Source organism: Gluconobacter sp. P5H9_a (genome assembly GCF_018812085.1).
Classification (GTDB): Bacteria; Pseudomonadota; Alphaproteobacteria; order Acetobacterales; family Acetobacteraceae; genus Gluconobacter.
On record NZ_JACRVW010000001.1, the window covers coordinates 436,349 to 455,528 of the forward strand.

Here is a 19,180-nt window from a genome sequence, read left to right on the forward strand (position 1 = left end):
AACATGACATTCAAGCGCCGCATTACGTCTCTCCTCTCTTCCAAAGGAAAGCTGGAGCAGGCGATCCATTTGATGGAGACGGGAGAAACCGTTCGTGGTTTCGCTCTGTTGAGCCGTATGGCGGCTCAAGGTGATATGGAGGCGTCCTTTCGCGTCGGGCGTGCCTATCTGGACGGAGCTGGCGTTCCACCCAGCCTGGAAGAAGGTGCTCGCTGGATTCTGAGTGCCGCGGAAGCAGGTCATGTTGAAGCGACCTTTGTGCTGGCTACGCTTTATACGGTTGGCCTTCCTGAAGGGTTTGAAATCCGGGCACAAAAAGCAGGACTGGATCTTTCTGCCCGTCCCGTCTCTGGAAAAAGGCATCCGGATTTTCATCAGGGCCGTCACTGGGCACAGGTCGCCGCAGATGCGGGTTCGGCAGATGCTCAGGCCCTGTTGGGCTATATTCTAACAAACGGTCCAGAAGACCTACGTGATCTTCCTCGGGCTCGTGCCTTGTATGAACAATCTGCCGCCGCCGGGTGCTCTCAGGGGCATCTGGGTCTGGCATTGGCAATTTTGCATTCAGCAGAGACGGAGGATGCCCGGAAAATTGCTGCATCCCATTTAAAGGAGGCAACCAAGGGTGGCCTCGGGACGGCATTCGATATTCTTGGTCATATGAGTGAGGCCGGTGCTGGTGTTCCTCATGATATGGGAGCAGCAGCCCGCTATTATCGTCAGGCGGCCGAGCGGAACATCGTCGGAGCGCAAGCACGGTATGGCCTGTTCCTGTTAGAGGGTGTCGGTGTTGAGCAGCATTATGGTCGTGCTGAAACCTGGCTACGGCGTGCAGCCCTGAATGGGGATGCAGAATCTGCTGCGCTCTTGGGCGACCTATATGCCAAAGGTGGCGAGTTACCGCCGAATCTCATGGAAGCGGCGACCTGGTATCGGTTGGCCGCCGAGCAGAAACATGGCGGTGCTGCACGTGCGCTTGGACTGCTCTACCTAACCGGGAACGGCGTTCACCGGGACCCGGATGTGGCGACGCACTGGTTTCGCGTGGCTTCGGAATCCGGTGACCATCATGCCGATGCTGATTTCGGCAATCTGATTTTGACAGGCGCTGCCGCTACGGATGACCAGAAGCAGGCTCTGAAAGAGCGTTTTGAGCGCGCTGCGGAGAAAGGCGACTTGGTTGGCGCTTTCAATCTGGGTGTCTGCTTTGCTGAAGGTGTTGGCGATACGCAGGACGCTGCAGAAGCCGCCCGTTGGATGCAGAAAGCCACCGATGGAGTCGTCAATGCGCAGTTCTGGTACGGCCGGATGCTGTTGGAAGGGCGCGGCGTTCAACCTGACCCGACCCAGGCGATGCATTGGATGGAAAAAGCCGCCGATGCGGGCATGGCTGAAGCTCAGGTGGCGGTTGCGCAGCTTCTGGTGACGGGGCAGATCAACGGTCGGCGCGATCACGTACGGGCTCTGAACCTCTATGAGGCAGCGGCAGACAGCGGAAATACGGATGCGATGTTCTCACTGGCTGCAATGTATGGCGGTGGGCATGATGTTGAAGAAAATCGGGCAGATGCACAGAAATGGTTTCGAAAGGCTGCTCAGCGGGGTAACGGCCTGGCTCAGCTCATGCTGGGCCGATATCTTGTGCGTGGACTTGCTGGCGTAACGGATCTGGTTGAGGGACGGAGCTGGCTGGAACGTGCCAAAGCCCAGGGCATTCAGGATGCCGAAGCCGAACTTATCAATCTTGATGATGCCCGCGCTGATGAGGACGACTGATTTCACGTGTCTTCTGACAAAGAGCGCCCAGACCTGACCGGTACGACCTCCCGTGCGGCATTCGGGGGGTATGGTCACGAGGTTACGGACGAAGAACGGGCCGAATGGCGGGAAGTCATGAATGCCCGGGCGCAGAATGCCTTCCGGCGTGGTCAGGAAGCGATGCAAACTGGTCGTTTGCAGGACGGTCTTTTCTGGCTGGAGCGGGCCGAGCGTATGGCGCGCCAGAGCCCGAACGTGACATGGGCTGTGGCGCTCGCGTACCTGAAGGTTGGCCGAATTGCCGAATGTCTGGTCCGTATGGAGCAGCTTTATAATGTGTTCAGGCTACGAGAGGCTGCTTTTCTATCTGCTGTCTGTTTGGCCAGGCAAAATCGGACAGAAGAAGCTGCCGCTCGTTTGGGAAAGACCCTCTCGTGCTTTCATATCCTGCCTGAGCTTCAGGAACTCGCGACAAATCTTGCAAAGCAGACGGGATTGGCAGGCTGGTGTACGGCTTCCAATGGCGGGTGGGTGGATGTTCAGACGTCCGGCATTTTTCGTATTCTGCTAGACGGGATGGAGATTGGGCGGGGCGTCAGTGGGCGTTACTTCCTGCCCGTTGGGTGGCCAAAAGCTTGTCGTCTGGAGGTGCGGTCCGGGCGGAAACATGTTCTTGGCAGCCCGATCAACATTCAGGCTTTGACGCGTTGTGAATCGCTTGTGCAGGCAACGGCGAATGGGCTTGAAGGGTGGCTCTGGTATCCTGCGGAGCCAGATCATGTGCCGTCAATCAGGCTTGGAGATGGAGACGTCCTTCAGGTTCCGGCCTTGGCAACGAACGTGGATAGTGACGTTCCCCTTTCAAGGCCTCGCGTCTTTGCCATCCCGAAAAATGAGCTACCAACCGAGGGGAACGGTCTTCTGATGGTCACAGATGACCATGGGAGGCCTTTGTCTGGGGCGCCGGTTGATCCGCTGATCGGGAAACTACTGGCAGGCGATGGCACTCTTCCGTCTCGTTTGCGTCCCGTTCCAGTTATGCCGTGGAAACACCGCCCTGCCGATGATCGTGTGAGTCCCGGATGTGCGATTGTTATTCCGGTTTATCGCGATAAAGCAGGGACACTGGCCTGTCTGCAGAGCGTATTGAAAACCGTACCTGCAGATGTCGCTGTCATTGTAGTGGATGACGCTACACCTGAGCCGGCCTTGGCTGCAGCGTTGGATAACCTTGCAGCAAAAGGTCAGATAACGCTTCTCCGTCACGAACGTAATCTTGGATTTCCTACGTCCGCGAATGACGGAATGCGGCAGGCGGGTGGTCGGGATGTCATCCTTCTGAACAGCGACACTCTCGTATTCCCGGGGTGGGTTGAGCGCTTGCGCGCTCGTATGAATACAATGGATGTTGGGACACTGACGCCATTTTCAAACGACGCCAGTATTCTGTCCTATCCGGCGGTGGATCAGGTTAACGACGTACCCAGCCGGGCTGAAGCCAGAGAGTTGGATCGCCTGTGTCTGCGTCAGTTTTCAGGGATGGCTGCAAAGAGTGATCTCCCGACGGGGAATGGCTTTTGCATGGCCATCACGGCGCACTGTCTGGCTGAGACAGGCTTTTTTCGAGAAGACCTGTTTGGGCAGGGCTATGGAGAAGAAAACGACTTTTGCCTACGGGCTTCCGCTCTGGGCTTTCGGCATTTTCCGGCCCCCGATGTCTATGTTGCCCATGTAGGGTCCGTGTCGTTCGGAAGCAGCCGGAAGGCGCTGATGGCGCGGAACCTGGATATCCTGAACGCTCTGCATCCAGGATACGATGTTGCAGTTGCTGCTTTTTTGAAATCCGACCCACTTTTAGAACTCAGGCGGGCGCTTGATGTGGATCGTCTGCAACGCCAACGCGGCAGTAGGCCCTCGATTTTGCTTGTCCAACATGATGCTGGCGGCGGTGTAGGGCGTGCCGTTCATCACAGAGCTGCCGAATTTGAGCGGCAGGGGCTGTTACCCCTCGGGTTACGCCCGACGGCTCAAGGATGCTTGTTGGAGTACCTGCCGGGTGGAAAGACGCTCTTTCCCAATCTCACGTTCAAGCTTCCGGAAGAGTTACCATTCCTTGTGGATGTCTTGTCTCAGCTTAGTGTGCAGAAAGTGGAGTGGCACCACCTTGTGGGGCATGCGCCCTGCATTCGGACGCTGCATCACATGCTCAACGTCCCATATGACATCTTCATTCATGATCATATCTGGTTTTGTCCCCGTATTTCGCTTCTGAATGGGGATGGCCGATATTGTGGGGAGCCTGAGGTCGTCGGATGTGAGGCTTGTATTGACCGGTGGGGGGGATATCTGGGGGAAAGCATTACAGTTCCCGAACTGATCGAGCGCTCTGAGCGGGAGTTTCGTGCGGCGGAGCAGTTGCTGGTCCCGTCACGGGATACCGCGCAGCGCATGTCACGCCATTTTCCTGATATGTTTTTTTGCGTCACGCCTCTGGAAGACGATGCTCACCTGCTGACCAACCTGCCTGACAAAACAATGATTGTGCCGGGACGGCCATTGCGAATCTGTATTGTCGGTGGGCTGAGCCAATGGAAAGGCTATGACGTTCTGCTGGCAATGGCTCATCATGTTTCAACCATGCCGGTTCAGATTGAGCTTATACTTGTCGGGCACACGCCAGATGATGATGCTTTGATTGCTGCCGGCGTTAAAGTTACAGGAGAATATCGGGAAGATGAGGCTGTGGGCCTTGTTCGGGAACAATATGCCGACATAGGGTTTATTCCTTCCGTAGCGCCTGAAACCTGGTGTTATGCGCTGGGGTTATTATGGAAAAGCGGCCTGCCCGTTGTGTGTTTCGATATCGGTGCCCAGTCGGAGCGTGTGCGACGGAGTAGACGGGGAGGTGTCGTACCTCTCGGTATGCCCGTTGGATTAATCTTGGCTTTTATTTTGCGTTGCTGGCGTGAGGGAAGTTGAGATGAACGGGTTTACGCTTCGACTGGAAAGAGTAAAATATAGAGCAGGAAAAAAGCAGAGCATTCTTTCTGCAGACAGTTCATAGACTGGGCTCCAGTCACGGAGTGTCTGGTGTAGCGCGAACCTGAAGATTTTTTTCTCCCGGCAGACGGGAACAAGTGGAGTAGGGAATGTCAAAGACGGCTGAAGCACCAACGCAAAATCGGGTCATTGACCTCAAGGCTGGTGCTCACATGATGGTGCTGGATGCAGGTATTTTCTGTATCTTTCATGCCGCCGGGCAACCTGCACCAGGTCCCGCTGGTTTGCCAGGCGTCCGTATTTCCCGCGCGCCTGGAACGCCGCCGGGCATCGTGACAGTCAGCACCTTTGAGGAAGATGGTTGGATCGGCGCATCCAGTGGTGCCGCTCTGGTCCGGGTGACGCGCGGCCCAGCAGCTGTTCTGGTCACGACATATCAGGAACCGAACAGCCAGGCTGAAGCTCCAAAAATTCAGGTGGCGCAACTTGCTGGTCCGACGTCAGCAGTTCCTGCTGCTGTTGCCCCCGCGCAGTCTGCCGCTCCTGCACCCGAGGCCACTGGTGGGGTAGCCGAGATTTCGGCTCATGTTCAGCGCCGTGGTGATGTCGCCGCTCCGATCGGAGAATGGATGGGCACGCCGGGAAGTCAGGCATGGATCGAAGGTTTTGCCATCGCTCCGAAAAACAGCATCCCGACTTCGGATATCGAATATCAGGCCGTGCTCGGAAAGGGCTGGCTCTCCCCTTGGTCTGAAGGTGGCCAGTATTGCGGCTCCCGTGGCATGGCTCTGCCTATTCTTGGGCTTCGGGTGCGTCTGAAGGGTGAATCCGCGCAGACACATCACGTGCGTCTCTCTTCCACTTTTACAGATGGAACACGTTTGGGGCCGGTAGATGGCACGGATGCGCTTGAAGCAGACAGTCTCGCGCCGCTCGAGGCATTTCTGCTTGAAATCATTCCCAATGATGCCGCGGAGGTCGCTCCGACAAAGGCGCGTACCAAGGCCGCTCCGAGCAAGGCTGCTAAAACAACAAAAACGCCTGCGAAGCGTAAGGCGAGTTCTGCAGTTTGAATTTTATGAGGGCGGACTACTCTTCGATGTAGGCCGCCTTTAGTGATCCTTGGAAATGACAAGGGTCGATTAATTAAGATGCCTGAGATCTTGCGTATCTGGATTTTCGGGCTCAGAGACTCTTCAACAGCCAGGACTTGGTGTGCGCTACCTTTTTGTTCATCAGAACTTTCCTGGCCAGTTTCTGCATTTCGTCCGTCATCTGCATGAGCAGGGAGGGCATGAGATTGTTTTCATTTCCGAGGCCAATGCAGGTGAGGTTCCTGGGGTAAGGCGCGTCATTTATCGGGTGCCTCGCCTCCCATCATCATCTACTCATCCCCATCTCCGAGAGTTCGAATACGGAATTCTGCGCGCAGAAGCTGTCGCGACAGCCGCTAAGACTCTCAAGCAGCTAGGATATGAGCCTGACATCATTATCGGGCATCATGGCTGGGGCGAACTGCTCAATCTTGTGGATGTCTTTCCGAAATGTCCGGTGCTGGGATATTTCGAATTTTTCTATCATACAGATCGTAATGATGTCGGGTTCGACCCCGAATTTCCATCCAGTCCTGACCTCGCCGCTGCAGTTCGGATTAAGAATGCGATCAATCTGCAGGCTCTTTCCCTGACGAATGGCTATGGTCAGACGCCTACGGAATTCCAGAGATCAACTTATCCCGTCTGGGCTCAGGAAAAAATTTCGCTTCTTCGTGAAGGTGTAAATCTCGATCTTTGCAAGCCGGAGCCGCAGGCTCGGAAGCGCAATCTTCTCATTAATGGCGTCAAGATCAGCCCGAAGGACGTTCTTATTACGTATGTTGCGCGTAATCTGGAGCCGTATCGTGGCTTTCATTCCGCAATGCGTGCTCTCCCGCGCATTCTTGCGGAACGAAAGGACGCCCATATCATCATGGTGGGCGGAGATCAGGTCAGCTACGGCGCCCCTCCACCAGGGCGGGGTAGCTGGCGTGATATTATGCTCAAGGAGCTTGAAGGCCAGCTTGACCTAAGCCGGGTCCATTTTGTGGGTAAGGTTGCGTATGATGACTTCCGTGCGTTGCTGAAGCGTTCAGATGCTCATCTCTATCTGACGTATCCTTTTGTTGCCTCGTGGTCCCTGCGAGAAGCCATGGCAACGGGATGCCCTATTATTGGCAGTGATACGGCACCTGTAAGTGAATTCATTACAGATGGCCTGACCGGTCGGCTGGTGCCGTTTCTTGAGCCCGATCGTATTGCGGATGTTGTTCTGGAATTGTTGGAAGACCGCAAACAGGCGCGACGTCTGGGCCAAGATGCCCGTCGCTATGCTGAAGCTGAGTTGTGTCTACAGGGTTATCTGAAGCGCTATGACGCTCTGGTGCAGGAGATCGTCAGCGGGCATCACCGCTGACGATAAAGCCAGTTTCTTACTGACTGTGCCAGGATGCGTTACCCTTGTAATGCACTTCATACTCTTCAACGAAGTCATTGAAACGAGCTTGGTCATCTATGCGAAGCACGGGAAGCTGTGCCTTGAGTTCCAGGCTCTGGAACAGCGCTCGACTTACGGCACGATTCAGAACGCCCGGGCCGGTCTTAAAGGCAATGTAGAGGCCGGGATGACGGAACATGTTGGCCCAAGCCGTCATCAAGGCATTGGCAATGACCGGATGCGAAGCAGTCGCTCCAAAGAAATCATTGTGAAGGACGTAGTTGTCAGTGGTGAATAGCTGGCAGGTCGTTGGAATGGTGGCGAGGGCATTCCATTCTTCATCAGACTTAATGCGCAGGTCGGCATCAATCCACCAGCCGCCTTTTGCCAAAATGACGTGCAAGCGCAAAAGATCAGCGCCTTCTGCCGGATGACGGACCTGCTGGAAAAGGTCGGATGCTTCCTTTCCATAGTGGTCGTACAACCACTTGGTCGCTGTTTCCCGTGTGAAGATCGTAAAGCGATCTCCCAGCATGTTCTGATGGTATTCAATATTCTCGCTGATCTCTACGGGCGGGTTCGCGTCCCAGTACATGTAGAGGTGGTGGGGTATTTCAGGCTGCGATTTTGGAAAGCCGTCTTCACCGAAAGAGCGGATCCAGCGGAGAGCGATTTCAAGATAAAGGCGATCGATCTCTTCGCCTGAGTGAAACTCCTCAAAGCAGTTTCCAATCAGTTTCAGGCTTTCATCGAAATTATTTTCACGCCAGGCCGCCCGAATTCCGCGGATATAATTTGCCTGCGGGAACGAATATTTTTCTAATTCAAGTATTTCTTCTTCTGGTAGCGACTCGCTAGCCTTAAGGAGGCATAGAAGACGAACTTGTAATAGTGATTGTGGTAAGGGATATTCTGTTTGGCTCTTGCCATGCAAATCCAAGGCACGTCTATAGAAAAATGAGGCTTCTTTAACGTTGCTATGGATATGGAGAATATTTGCGATGGCAAATGAATGCTCTACCGTATCAGCGCCATGTTTCTCGAAATATGCGAGAGCTTGTCCGTCACCTGCGAGGGTCGCCGCTGTGATGGACGGAGCATTGTCGGATTCATGGTCAATATTCTCAGTCATCAATACCACTTGCGCAAATGTGTGAGCTAATCCGTAGCTTTGTCTCTTTGCAGATAGGACTACTCTGAAGCCAGGTGCAATAGGATCTTCAAGCTGATTATATCTAAGAGGTGCAACTCACATTTCCTGTGATCTTCAGGCATGCTATTTTCCAAACCCAATAAAATGGCGGCAATCCTCCGAAATGATAGATTCGGAGGCAGCAGGGAGAAAATTTTATGTCTGGCGAAATGCTTCCTGGCCTTGCGGTCTTGGTTGAGGGCTGGGTCATCAAGAAAGATGCAACGCTGGCTCCTCAGCGCATGACCAGCGACGATATTGAAGATCTGGCCAAGGCGACCGTCGAAACCTTGAAAGAGCGCGCTCTGGGCGATGTGGAAAATGGCTGGGGCAGCTTGCAGGCATTAACGAGCGGCTGGGTTGTGCAGCGCGAGCGAGGCAAAGTACCAACCTCGCTGGGAAAAGAAGATTTTCGGAAATTTGTGATGCTGGCGCTTGAAGGAATGGCTCAGCAGTCTTCAGGCGCGTCTGTTTTGGGCGATGATGTCGATGAAGTGTCTATTGAAGATGAAGCACCATCTCTGGACGCTTTTCGTTTTGCCAGAGAGCATCTCCAGCGCTGCCTGTGAAGAAAATCTGGCCCCGAAAGAAGAGCTTTCGGGGCCAGTAAGCTCTTAGGCTGTGTACCAGGAAGGCAACTGGGTTTTGTAAGGTGTATCGAATTCTTCAATTATGTCGTTGAAGACATGGTGGTCAAAGATTTCGATGGATTTTGCAGGTGTCCGGCCCTGGAGGGACCGATGGGCAATACGGTTCAATGCACGGTTGAAGATGCCAGGACCCGTTTTGTAGGCAATGAAGAGCCCTTGGTGCAGATAGCAGTTTCGATACAGGGACAGCAGGCAGTCCGTCAGTACGTCGCTGTTAGCAACCGATCCGAAGAAGTCATTATGAACGACTTGGTTATGTGTGAGGAAGAAGGCTGAACCTTCCTTGCGCTCTGCCATGAACTGGAGCGCTGCATCGCTCTTGACGCGAATGTCGGCATCCAGCCACCAGCCACCAAGGAGCTGGATGACGTGGACCCGCAGAAAATCAGCGGCTTCAGCTGGGTGTCGGGCACTCAGAAACAGTGTGCGGGCTTCAATCCCGTAATTATCGTAAAGCCATTCAGCAGCTTCTTCCTTATTGAAGGTTTTGACTTCAAAGCTGGAGATCGCTTTGTGATAGTCAAAATTCTTCTGGATTTCTGCTGGCGGATTTTTATCCCAATAGAGAAACATCTTCCGTGGAATACGATTATAGATATCGTCGCCCTGCGGAGTTGCTGAAAATATAGAGGGGGAGGCTCTAAGCGCGATTTCCAATGCGACAGAATCAACTTCTTCGCCCGTATGGAATTCGTCGTAAGCATTACCCATAATGTTCAGGGCATCACGTGGTGGCGTTCCACGCCAGGCGTGGGATGTCCCATCGATATAGTTTGCAAACGGGATGTTCAGGCTGCGCAGCTCAGCGAGTTCATGTTGCGGAATGGGCTGGCCTGCCTTGAGCAGACAAAGAAGCCTAACCTGCAAAAGTGACTGTGCCAGAGGATATTGCGTGGGAGACTTGGAATGCAGTTCAAACGCACGGCCGTAGTATGTTGCTGCTTCAGCTACGCTGCGATTGGTGTGCAAGATATTGGCAAGCGCAAAAGCATGTTCAACAGTGTCTGCGCCATGCTGTGCGAGATATGCGGCAGCCTGAGGGTCCGGTAGTGCTGGTGAAGCGGGCACTGGTGGCGCTGCGGGTTCTTCGGCGGCATTAGAAGATGGCGTATCTTCTTCTCTCAAGGCTTCCCATTCGGACAGATCCCAAGCCGCGCTATCTTGGTGTGTCGTTTGATCTTCGGAAGTCATGCCTGTTGTCCCGCTTCAGGAAAGTCGTGATCAAGGCTCACCTCAGGCGGCGCCTTTTGTGCCTTTATTGGTAATCGCGATATTGTTGAGGGGCAAGTGCCACAATAAAAAACGGAGCGGCCCAAGACCGCTCCGTTTTCAGGCTTAGTAATGCAGGCGCGTATTAGGCTCGCTTGCCTTCATGGTCACCGTCACGCATCTGGCCGGTCGGTTCCTGTACATGGGCTTCCAGGAACCACAGGTGCTTGTCCAGACCGCGGGAAACCTCGGTGAAAAGGTCAGACGTGTCATCGTCGCCTGCTTCATCCGTGATCTTGATGGCCTCACGCACGTTGTTTGCAACAGTGGCATAGCGATCAATCAGAGCCGCGATATGGTCTGCGACGCGATAGATGTCGGTCGGGTATGGCTTGCAAGATGAATTCTTGGAGACATCCTGCACCGTACCGTATGCCGTGCCACCAAGCTGCGTAGCGCGTTCTGCTGTCGTATCCACAAAGTCATCAATGCTCGTACGGAAGCCATCCAGCATTTCGTGGACGCCGATGAACTGCGGACCCTTAAGGTTCCAGTGGGCCTGTTTCGTGATCAGGGCGAGGTCAATCAGATCGGCCAGACGAGCATTGAGCGTTTCAATCGAGACGCTCTTCGTGTTGTCTGCGGTGTCGTTCTGTGTGACATGGCGGTTGGATTTCGTGGCCATGATGGTTCTCCTGCAACAGGGTTCGTTATCCGGTCAAACGCAGAAATCCTGAATGGGTTTCATAGTGTTTCCGGATCCACAAGATCGAAGAATGGCTGCTGGTCTACCGTGAAATAGCGCGGGTAAGCGGGATCTCGTTCGAAAAGTGGATTGTCACTCCAACGGGCCAGCATGGTCTGGGTTTCATGAAAGAAGCGAGCTTCATGTTCCGGACGATCATCGCTGCCGCGCGATAGACTTTCATGATGATAGGCGATGACTTCCGCGCAGAAGATGATCCGATAACCCGCGTCGCGGATTTTCAGGCAAAGATCGACATCGTTGTAGGCGACGGTCAGTTCTTTCTCGTCGAACCCACCGACTTCACGAAAAACGTCTGCTCGAACCAGCATGGCCGCTGCCGTGACAGCCGTGACCTCATGCGAAAGCATGGTGCGTCCGATGTAGCCATATTCTGTCAGTGGATCACCCCGGTGAACGTGAGCGCCTATCCCAGTCGGCCCCACCGCGACGCCCGCATGCTGAATTGTATCATTGGGATAGAGAAGTTTTGCGCCAACTGCTCCGATATCTGGTGCAGCCAGAGCCTCTCCAATCGCAATGTGAAGCCAGTTTGAATGTTCAACGAAGACATCGTTGTTCATGAACATCAGATAGTCAGCATTCGTCTGATCGACAGCGAGATTGTTGAGGCGTGAATAGTTGAAGGGTTCCTCAACTGTCAGGACGGAGACCTTCGGGTGCTTCTGTATTTCAGCGATGAAGTCAGCCGTCTCATGCTCGACCGACCAGTTGTTGACCAGAATGATGTCAAAATTCTTGTAGGAAGTTTTATCAAGGAGGGCATCAACACACTGGCGCGTGGTTTCAACCTGATCCTTGAACGGAATGATAATTGTGACTTTGGGAGCCTTTTTCGTCAGCCACTCCACGCCATACAGCGTCAGCCCGCGGATGGACGAGACTTTGGCCCGGACCTTCTTGCGTTTGAGATGGTCATGCACACACCTGACGCCGGCTTCAATGGCGTAGGTCTTGTTGGCCACATTGACGGCAGTGGAATTGGGGGTTTTGCGCCAGTGATAGAGAATTTCGGGAACATGATGAATTTCCGCCGGAGACAGGATTTCTGTCGCCCGTAGAACAAAGTCATGATCCTGTGCGCCATCATAGTCTGACTTCAGGTGGCCAATTCTACGCATGGTCTCTGCCTCAACCATCGTCAGATGACAGATGTAGTTGCAGCCCAGCAGATAGCGGTAATTGAAATCGGGCTTGAGATTGGGTTCTAAGAAATAGCCAGCCTGGTCTATTTTATCTTCGTCTGAATAAAGGAGCTTCGCCCCCGTCTCCAGAGCCGCACGGACCATCACTTCAACCGCGACATCCACCATGAGGTCATCATGGTCAAAGAAAACGACATACTGACCTCGAGCAGCATCCATGGCAGCATTTGTTGCGCCAGAGATGCCTGCGTTTTTCTCAAGTGGTACAGCGCGGATCCGTTGATCGGTTTTGCAGAACTGCTCAATTACGGCGGTCGTCTGGGCGCATTGACCCGCATCATCAACGATGATGAGCTCCCAGTTTGCGTAGGTCTGGGACAGCACTGAATTGAGGGCAGCCTCGAAGTCGCTTTTGAGCGGGCGATAGGTCGGGCACAGAATGGAAACCAGGGGCTCCTCTTGCCCTTTTCCGCCTGGCAACTGACGCTGTTTGGCAACTCGCTCTCGCAGGAGCGGATAATATCGATGAGCCCAGCGGTTGTAATCGCCGAGATTGTAGCCGCGCCGAGGAACCAGGTCCCTGACTTCCTGACGCAATTCAGAAAGTTTCCGATGCAGCCCGTCGATGACGCTCAGGAGATCAACGAGGCGTGATTCCAGTGCATCGTCTGCGACAGAGGTGACAAGCGGGCTTCCACTGAGTTCTACGGCATCAGGAAGGGTAATGATCCGGAATTTCCGGGGTCCACTGCCACGAAGGTGCTGAGGAATGGGAATTTCGAAGCCACAGTTCGGATCGCAGCCCAGCGCTGCGGCGACATCTCCGCGATACCGATCGGCCCGAACCTGAGCCATTGGAACACCGTCTGCAAAGACGGAGATCATGCATCGCCCGTGTTTTGTTGCACCAGGCTTGTCCGAGCAAAGAACCCAGCCACGGAGAGCGCCCTGTTTCACGCCGTCAATATAGCTCTGATATTCCGGTAACAGCTTTCCCGTGAACTGAAGGATCGGCAGAGGCGGAACGTCAGGAGTAGAAGGATTCGTGAGTGGGAGGATCGAGCGGTCCGGAAAGCGAATGGAGAATTCGTGAGAGACGCCATCCATGAATTTTTCAGGAACCGTAAATTCGAACCCGACTTTCGAAGTCGGAAGCTTCAGGGCAGCCTGAATGTCTGACCGCTGATGGTCGCAGAGAACCTGCATGACTTCCTGCTGATCAATCAGGATATGAAGTCTGACCGGTCCTTGGCCGCGAATGTCCACGGCCCAACCCCGTGCTCTGCCCCCTTCGAAAAGATCGAAATACCCCATGAAAAAGCCTGAAGTCGTCTGGGGCGGCAGCGGAGGTTGTTTCATCGTCACGGGTTTCCTGCTCCTCTTTCCTGCCCTTGGGTGTTCTCTGAAAGGCAAAAAGGACTGTTTTCCGGAAGGTTAAATCAATTGCTGAAATGTGTCTTGGGGAGCCAGTCTCAGGTGTGCCAAAAAAAAAATGGATCGAGCGTGACATAAATCTTTCATGCCTTGCTTTGCCTGCGCCGGTTGTCCTTCCGGGTCGGGACGGCTAATGCACGGAAGTGGCGGCACCTGTCGTCAGTCTGCACCAGTTATCACAGCCAGAGCCTTTGACGCATGACACTTGCCCCAGCCAGGCAACCCGAAAAGGTTTCCGTTTCCGAACATCCGGAAAAACGGAGTAACGCAGATACCGCATTTCAGGCGGTTGTCGGTGGATGCTCCCTGCTGGTCCTGATTGTCCTCGGTGGCCTTGTCGTGCTGATGGGTGTTGGTGGGCAGGAGGCTTTCAGGACATTTGGTCTTGGATTTGCGTTCCGGGATGTCTGGAATCCTGTTTCGAATGAATACGGTGCCTGGGCTCCCCTGTTCGGCACAATCGTCAGCACTCTGATTGGTGTATTGATTGCAATGCCGCTGGCTTTTGGTACGGCATTCTGGCTGACCGCCATCGCGCCTCCCAAAATTGCAGCCATTGTTGGCACTGCCGTTCAGCTTCTGGCGGCAGTGCCATCCATCATTTTTGGTATGTGGGGCTTCTTCACGATCGTGCCTTTCATGGCACGACATGTCCAACCCTTCATGACGCATCATTTCCGGCATGTCCCGGGGATCAATATGCTGATTCATGGTGCGCCTTTTGGCACGGGATTGATGACGGCAGGTCTGGTACTGGCCATGATGATCGCCCCTTTCATGACAGCAGTCATGCGGGACGTCTTCAGTGCCATGCCGGGTATGCTTCGCGAGAGTGCCTATGGGCTGGGAGCGACGCGCTGGGACGTGATGTGGAAAGTCGTCGTGCCTTGGTCCCGTTCGGGCATGATCGGAGCTGTTGTTCTGGGCATGGGGCGCGCTTTGGGCGAGACAATGGCCGTCACATTTGTGATCGGAAATGTGACGGCCGTAGGATGGTCCCTGTTTGCTCCGAGAAGCACGGTCGCGTCTCTGATTGCTCTCCAGTTTCCGGAAAGTCCGGCCGGGTCGCTTCGTTTGTCGTCTCTGCTGGCTCTTGGTTTCATTCTCATGCTGCTGTCGTTTGCCAGCCTGTCTCTCGCAAGGATGCTACGGGGGGATAGAAAATGAGCAACATGACAACGCATTCTCCCGGCTGGGCTCCCAATCCGTGCGGCGCGCGTCGTCGTCGGAAAGATCGTGTCGCCACCATTCTGGGTATGATTGCGGCTGCGATCCTCGTGCTGGTTCTGACGTCCATTCTCTGGACCCTGCTCTCGCGTGGCATTGTTGGCTTGTCGGCAAGTGCGCTTTTCAGGCCTATGGGGCCTCCAGGTTCTGGGGGAGGGCTGGCAAACGCTATTCTTGGCAGCGTGATCCAGACGACACTGGCGCTCGCGATGGCAACGCCACTGGGTTTGGGCTGTGGCATTTATCTGTCCGAGTATGGCTCCAGACAGAACCGCTTCGCCTCCTGTGTGCGGTTTGTTTCTGATGTTCTGATGTCTGTCCCGTCCATTCTGGTTGGGCTGTTCGTCTATCAGGTTCTGGTGGCACCGTTCGGCCATTTCTCTGCATTGGCGGGTTCAGTTGCTCTTGCCATTCTCGCCGTGCCGATCATCGTGCGCACAACGGAAGACATGTTGCGGCTTGTGCCGGTCGCAATGCGGGAGGCTGGAGCAGCGCTGGGTGCAACACGTTGGCGTGTAACCCTCTTTCTTTGTCTGCGCTCAGCGAAGACCGGCGTTCTGACAGGTATTCTTCTGGCTCTGGCTCGTGTGAGTGGTGAAACAGCCCCCCTGCTTTTCACATCTCTCGGTAATCAGAACTGGTCCTTCAGCCTGAACCACCCGATGGCCAGTCTGCCGGTAACGATCTACCAGTATGCGGGCGCGTCCTATGACGACTGGGTACAGCTCGCTTGGGCTGGTGCTCTTCTGGTGACACTAGGTGTTCTGGCCATCAATATTGCCGTTCGTTTTTCGGCCCGGCGCGGATGACTTTACAGGATTTCAAAATGAACGAGACCAAGCCGCAAGTGGCCCTCGCCGTTCGCAATCTGAACTTCTACTACGGGCAAAACCATGCCCTGCACGATATCAGCATCGACTTTCCCGCCCGGAAAGTGACGGCGATGATCGGCCCCAGCGGGTGTGGCAAGTCCACGCTTCTGCGGATCTTCAACCGGATGTATGATCTCTATCCGGGACAGCGTGCAACGGGAGAAGTGATTTTCGATGGTCGCAACATTCTTGAAACCGGGCTGGATCTGAACATCCTGCGCGCGCGGATCGGCATGGTGTTCCAGAAACCGACGCCGTTTCCCATGTCGATCTATGACAACATCGCATTCGGTGTGCGCCTCCATGAGCGACTGAGCAAAGCAGACATGGATGTGCGCGTGCAGGACGTTCTGACACGCGTCGCCCTGTGGAATGAAGTGCGGGATCGCCTGAATGCTCCGGCAGCCGGCCTCTCGGGCGGTCAGCAGCAGAGACTGTGCATTGCGCGGTCCATCGCAACACGTCCCGAAGTGCTGCTGTTGGACGAACCGACTTCCGCATTGGACCCGATCTCTACAGCGCGCATTGAAGAGCTTCTGGACGAACTCAAGGAAGAGTTCACCATTGCGATCGTGACACACAATATGCAGCAGGCTGCGCGTTGTGCGGATCAGGTTGCATTTTTCTACATGGGGCGGCTGATTGAAGTGGATGCGGCAGATCGTATCTTCACCAATCCACGCCAGCAGCAGACCCAGGACTACATCACCGGAAGATTTGGATAATCCGCCATGGCTGACAGATCTCATATCGTTAAAAGCTACGAGCAGGAGCTGGGGCAGCTCCGGTCCATGATGTCCCAGATGGGTGGCATCGTAGAGAATCAGGTCGCCTTGGCGCTTTCGGCCATCGCAGACCGGAATGAGGAAGCTGCCGATGCCGCAGCCCGTCAGGATCCGGACGTAGATGAGCTGGAGCGGGACGTCGAAAGTCTTGCCATTCGCCTCCTGGCTCTGCGAAGCCCGATGGCCAGCGATCTGCGCGAGATCGTTGCAGCGCTGAAAATCACTGGCGATCTGGAACGTATCGGCGATTATGCCTCGTCCATCGCGCGTCGGTCCCTCCGCATTCGTGGCGCTGACGGGCAGATTTCGCTGTCCGGTCTGCGGAGCATGGGGCGTCTGGTGCAGGACAATCTGCGCCGGTCCATCGACGCCATCACGCAGCAGGATTCCAACCGGGCCATGGAAGTCTGGCACGCAGACCGCGCGGTGGATGAGTATTACACGGCGTTGTTCCGTGAGCTCGTGACCTACATGATGGAAGATCCACGGAACATCCGTGCCTGCACGGAGCTTCTGTTCATTGCCAAGAACCTTGAACGGATTGGTGATCACGCCACCAATATTGCTGAACGCGTCTTCTATGCCGTGACGGGAGACAACCTGCCGGCCGTGCGTCCGCGGGGCGCGCCTGCAACTGCTGATAACGCTGCTGAACAGCCCGACCGGTGAGCGGAAGCACCCAGATCAGGGCAAAGGGGCTTATTCTCGTTGTTGAGGATGATCCCGCTTTGCTCCTGATGATGCGCTATAACCTCGAACAGCGGGGTTATCGTGTCGAAACTGCCGCGGATGCTGAAACGGCTCTCCTGTTTCTTGAGACGGCCCGTCCAGATGCTGCCGTACTGGACTGGATGCTCCCGGGGATGTCGGGGCTTGATCTGTGTCGTCGTATTCGTAGTAATCCGGCCCTGCGGGATCTTCCGGTTCTGCTGCTAACGGCTCGCTCGGGCGAGCAGGACGCCATTCGTGGGCTCGATACAGGCGCGGATGACTATCTGATCAAGCCTTGCAGCGTCGATACGCTGGATGCACGTCTGCGGGCCCTTCTGCGCCGACATCAGTCTTCATACGATGTGCTGTCTTTTGCAGATATTACGCTGGACCCGGAAACGCATCGGATTGAACGGGCAGGTCGTCTGCTGTCACTCGGCCCAACGGAATACCGTCTTCTGGATCTGCTAATCCGTAATCCACGGAAGGTTTTTTCCCGAGAAGATCTTTTGCGGCGGATCTGGGGGCAAAATATCCATGTCGAGATCCGCACGATCGACGTGCATATCCGGCGACTTCGCAAGGCAATCAATGGTCCTAACGAGCCGGACCTGGTGCGCACTGTCCGGGCCGCTGGTTATGCACTGGATGATGGTCCTGTCACGGACGGGCTTTGAAGGCTGAAAGCCTGGTAGCCGTCTCCCATGAAGGTCTGCCTCTCTGGGCAGGGCTTGTTCTTATGGGCGTGGCGGTTGCCGGATGGGGATGTGTGTTTCTGGCTTTGCGGCGTCCTTCTGTGCCGTTACCTGCACATACCGAACATTCAGCCCTGGCCTCCGCAGGACCAGCTTCAGAGACTATTCTTCCTATCGAGATCTTCCCCGGGAGTGTTCTTCTGCTGGACCGGCTCGGGGCAGTTCTTCAGGCCAACGAGGAGGCACTTACCCAGTTTGGGGATAGTGTAGGGGCTATCCTCCGTCATCCTGCCGCACGCTCGGCTCTCTCTGCCGCATTACGCGTTGCACCCAATGATGTGGATGGCTTGCCCTCAATCTGTTCCACCACGTTCACGCTGGACGTTCCAGTCCCTCGTACGCTTCATCTCTCACTGAGAAGAATTTCTGCCCCGCACGACCGGTATACACGCGTGCTTGTCATGCTCTCGGATCGTAGCGAAGCGCAGGTTCTGGACAGGATGCGGGTCGATTTCGTAGCTCATGCCAGTCATGAGCTCCGTACGCCTCTGGCGTCTCTGAGTGGCTTCATTGATGCCCTCCGAACTGGGGGGAGCAGCATGAATGAAGGGACGAGACAGCAGTTTCTGGAGATCATGGCTCAGCAGTCTGCCCGGCTGAAACGCCTGATCGACCGGTTGCTGTATCTGTCTCGTGTCCAGGCTCATGAGCATCAGCGGCCCCGTGATCTGGTTGAAATCGCAGATCTGATGGCGATTGTACTTGGAGAGGTCGCTCCTCGGTTTGATGAGCCAGGATGTACGCTCAAAATTGCCATTGAGGACGAGCTGACAATCCGGGCGGATGAGGATGAGATGGTTCAGGTGCTTCTGAACCTTATCGAAAATGCTCTGCGGTATGGCCAGGAAGAAGGTCGCCCCTTCACTGTAACTCTGTTCGCCCGACGGGCCCCGGATCGGGATGACCGCTGGCCTGAAGAGGGAGGCGTACTGCTTGGGGTAGAAGACAATGGGCGCGGTATGGAAGCGCATCATCTCCCCAGGCTGACAGAGCGGTTTTATCGTGTGGTGGATAAGGTAGAGCCGGCCAAACAGGGCACTGGTCTTGGCTTGTCTATCGTTCGGCATATTCTTGACCGACACGGTGGAAGACTCAGGGTCGCCAGTGCGCCGGGGCGCGGGACGACGTGCCTTGTGTGGCTTCCGCCTGTTGGCGCCCTGCCTGTCGAGAACTCCTGATTTCGACAGGAGCTCATAAAAAAAGC

15 protein-coding genes are annotated in these 19,180 nt (G+C 55.0%); 11 read left to right on the plus strand and 4 right to left on the minus strand.

The genetic code is table 11. The features are described from left to right. The first annotated feature begins 3 nt into the window (after nucleotides 1-3). From KP708_RS01970 to KP708_RS01985, 4 genes are all read left to right on the plus strand, one after another. Nucleotides 4-1,776: a tetratricopeptide repeat protein gene (locus tag KP708_RS01970; RefSeq protein WP_215750054.1), complete on the plus strand. Its 1,773-nt coding sequence runs from the start codon at nucleotides 4-6 to the stop codon at nucleotides 1,774-1,776. Between the two features lie 6 nt (nucleotides 1,777-1,782). Continuing rightward, a complete protein-coding gene (locus KP708_RS01975) occupies nucleotides 1,783-4,737 on the plus strand; it encodes a glycosyltransferase (protein WP_215750056.1) in 2,955 nt (984 codons plus the stop codon). A 170-nt stretch (nucleotides 4,738-4,907) separates the two neighbouring features. Next, nucleotides 4,908-5,831, plus strand: a complete 924-nt coding sequence (locus KP708_RS01980) for a hypothetical protein (RefSeq protein WP_202207133.1) — start codon at nucleotides 4,908-4,910, stop codon at nucleotides 5,829-5,831. Nucleotides 5,832-5,973: 142 nt separating this feature from the next. Next, entirely contained in the window at nucleotides 5,974-7,209 is a 1,236-nt protein-coding gene (locus KP708_RS01985) for a glycosyltransferase family 4 protein (protein ID WP_215750058.1), read from the plus strand. A 16-nt stretch (nucleotides 7,210-7,225) separates the two neighbouring features. Here KP708_RS01985 and KP708_RS01990 read toward each other — a convergent pair whose 3' ends face one another. Then, nucleotides 7,226-8,371 (minus strand): hypothetical protein, encoded by a 1,146-nt coding sequence (locus KP708_RS01990; protein WP_215757135.1) that lies wholly within the window; start codon nucleotides 8,369-8,371, stop codon nucleotides 7,226-7,228. A 209-nt stretch (nucleotides 8,372-8,580) separates the two neighbouring features. On the opposite strand from KP708_RS01990, the gene KP708_RS01995 reads away from it, so the two are divergent. Further along, nucleotides 8,581-8,991, plus strand: coding sequence for a hypothetical protein (locus tag KP708_RS01995; RefSeq protein ID WP_215750062.1), 411 nt, complete (start codon nucleotides 8,581-8,583; stop codon nucleotides 8,989-8,991). Nucleotides 8,992-9,036: 45 nt separating this feature from the next. Here the strand turns inward: KP708_RS01995 and KP708_RS02000 are convergent, their stop codons facing one another. The 3 genes from KP708_RS02000 to KP708_RS02010 form a co-directional block, all read right to left on the minus strand. Then, nucleotides 9,037-10,263: a hypothetical protein gene (locus tag KP708_RS02000; RefSeq protein ID WP_252347343.1), complete on the minus strand. Its 1,227-nt coding sequence runs from the start codon at nucleotides 10,261-10,263 to the stop codon at nucleotides 9,037-9,039. Between the two features lie 163 nt (nucleotides 10,264-10,426). After that, nucleotides 10,427-10,966, minus strand: coding sequence for a DNA starvation/stationary phase protection protein Dps (gene dps / locus KP708_RS02005; RefSeq protein WP_046900719.1), 540 nt, complete (start codon nucleotides 10,964-10,966; stop codon nucleotides 10,427-10,429). A 59-nt stretch (nucleotides 10,967-11,025) separates the two neighbouring features. Next, nucleotides 11,026-13,551, minus strand: a complete 2,526-nt coding sequence (locus KP708_RS02010) for a glycosyltransferase (RefSeq protein ID WP_215750064.1) — start codon at nucleotides 13,549-13,551, stop codon at nucleotides 11,026-11,028. 273 nt (nucleotides 13,552-13,824) lie between these two features. On the opposite strand from KP708_RS02010, the gene pstC reads away from it, so the two are divergent. From pstC to KP708_RS02040, 6 genes are read left to right on the plus strand one after another with little or no spacing between them, the layout of a single operon-like run. Then, complete coding sequence (gene pstC / locus KP708_RS02015) at nucleotides 13,825-14,793, plus strand: phosphate ABC transporter permease subunit PstC (RefSeq protein ID WP_202207139.1); 969 nt, start codon at nucleotides 13,825-13,827, stop codon at nucleotides 14,791-14,793. Continuing rightward, nucleotides 14,790-15,662: a phosphate ABC transporter permease PstA gene (pstA, locus tag KP708_RS02020; protein WP_215750066.1), complete on the plus strand. Its 873-nt coding sequence runs from the start codon at nucleotides 14,790-14,792 to the stop codon at nucleotides 15,660-15,662. The genes pstC and pstA overlap by 4 nt, the downstream gene beginning before the upstream one ends. A gap of 17 nt (nucleotides 15,663-15,679) precedes the next feature. Continuing rightward, nucleotides 15,680-16,450: a phosphate ABC transporter ATP-binding protein PstB gene (gene pstB, locus KP708_RS02025; RefSeq protein WP_371822701.1), complete on the plus strand. Its 771-nt coding sequence runs from the start codon at nucleotides 15,680-15,682 to the stop codon at nucleotides 16,448-16,450. A gap of 6 nt (nucleotides 16,451-16,456) precedes the next feature. Continuing rightward, a complete protein-coding gene (gene phoU, locus KP708_RS02030; protein WP_202207142.1) occupies nucleotides 16,457-17,179 on the plus strand; it encodes a phosphate signaling complex protein PhoU in 723 nt (240 codons plus the stop codon). Next, nucleotides 17,176-17,898, plus strand: coding sequence for a response regulator (locus KP708_RS02035; protein ID WP_202207143.1), 723 nt, complete (start codon nucleotides 17,176-17,178; stop codon nucleotides 17,896-17,898). Before phoU ends, KP708_RS02035 begins: the two co-directional genes overlap by 4 nt. Then, complete coding sequence (locus KP708_RS02040) at nucleotides 17,895-19,154, plus strand: cell wall metabolism sensor histidine kinase WalK (RefSeq protein ID WP_215750068.1); 1,260 nt, start codon at nucleotides 17,895-17,897, stop codon at nucleotides 19,152-19,154. Before KP708_RS02035 ends, KP708_RS02040 begins: the two co-directional genes overlap by 4 nt. Nucleotides 19,155-19,180 lie beyond the last annotated feature (26 nt).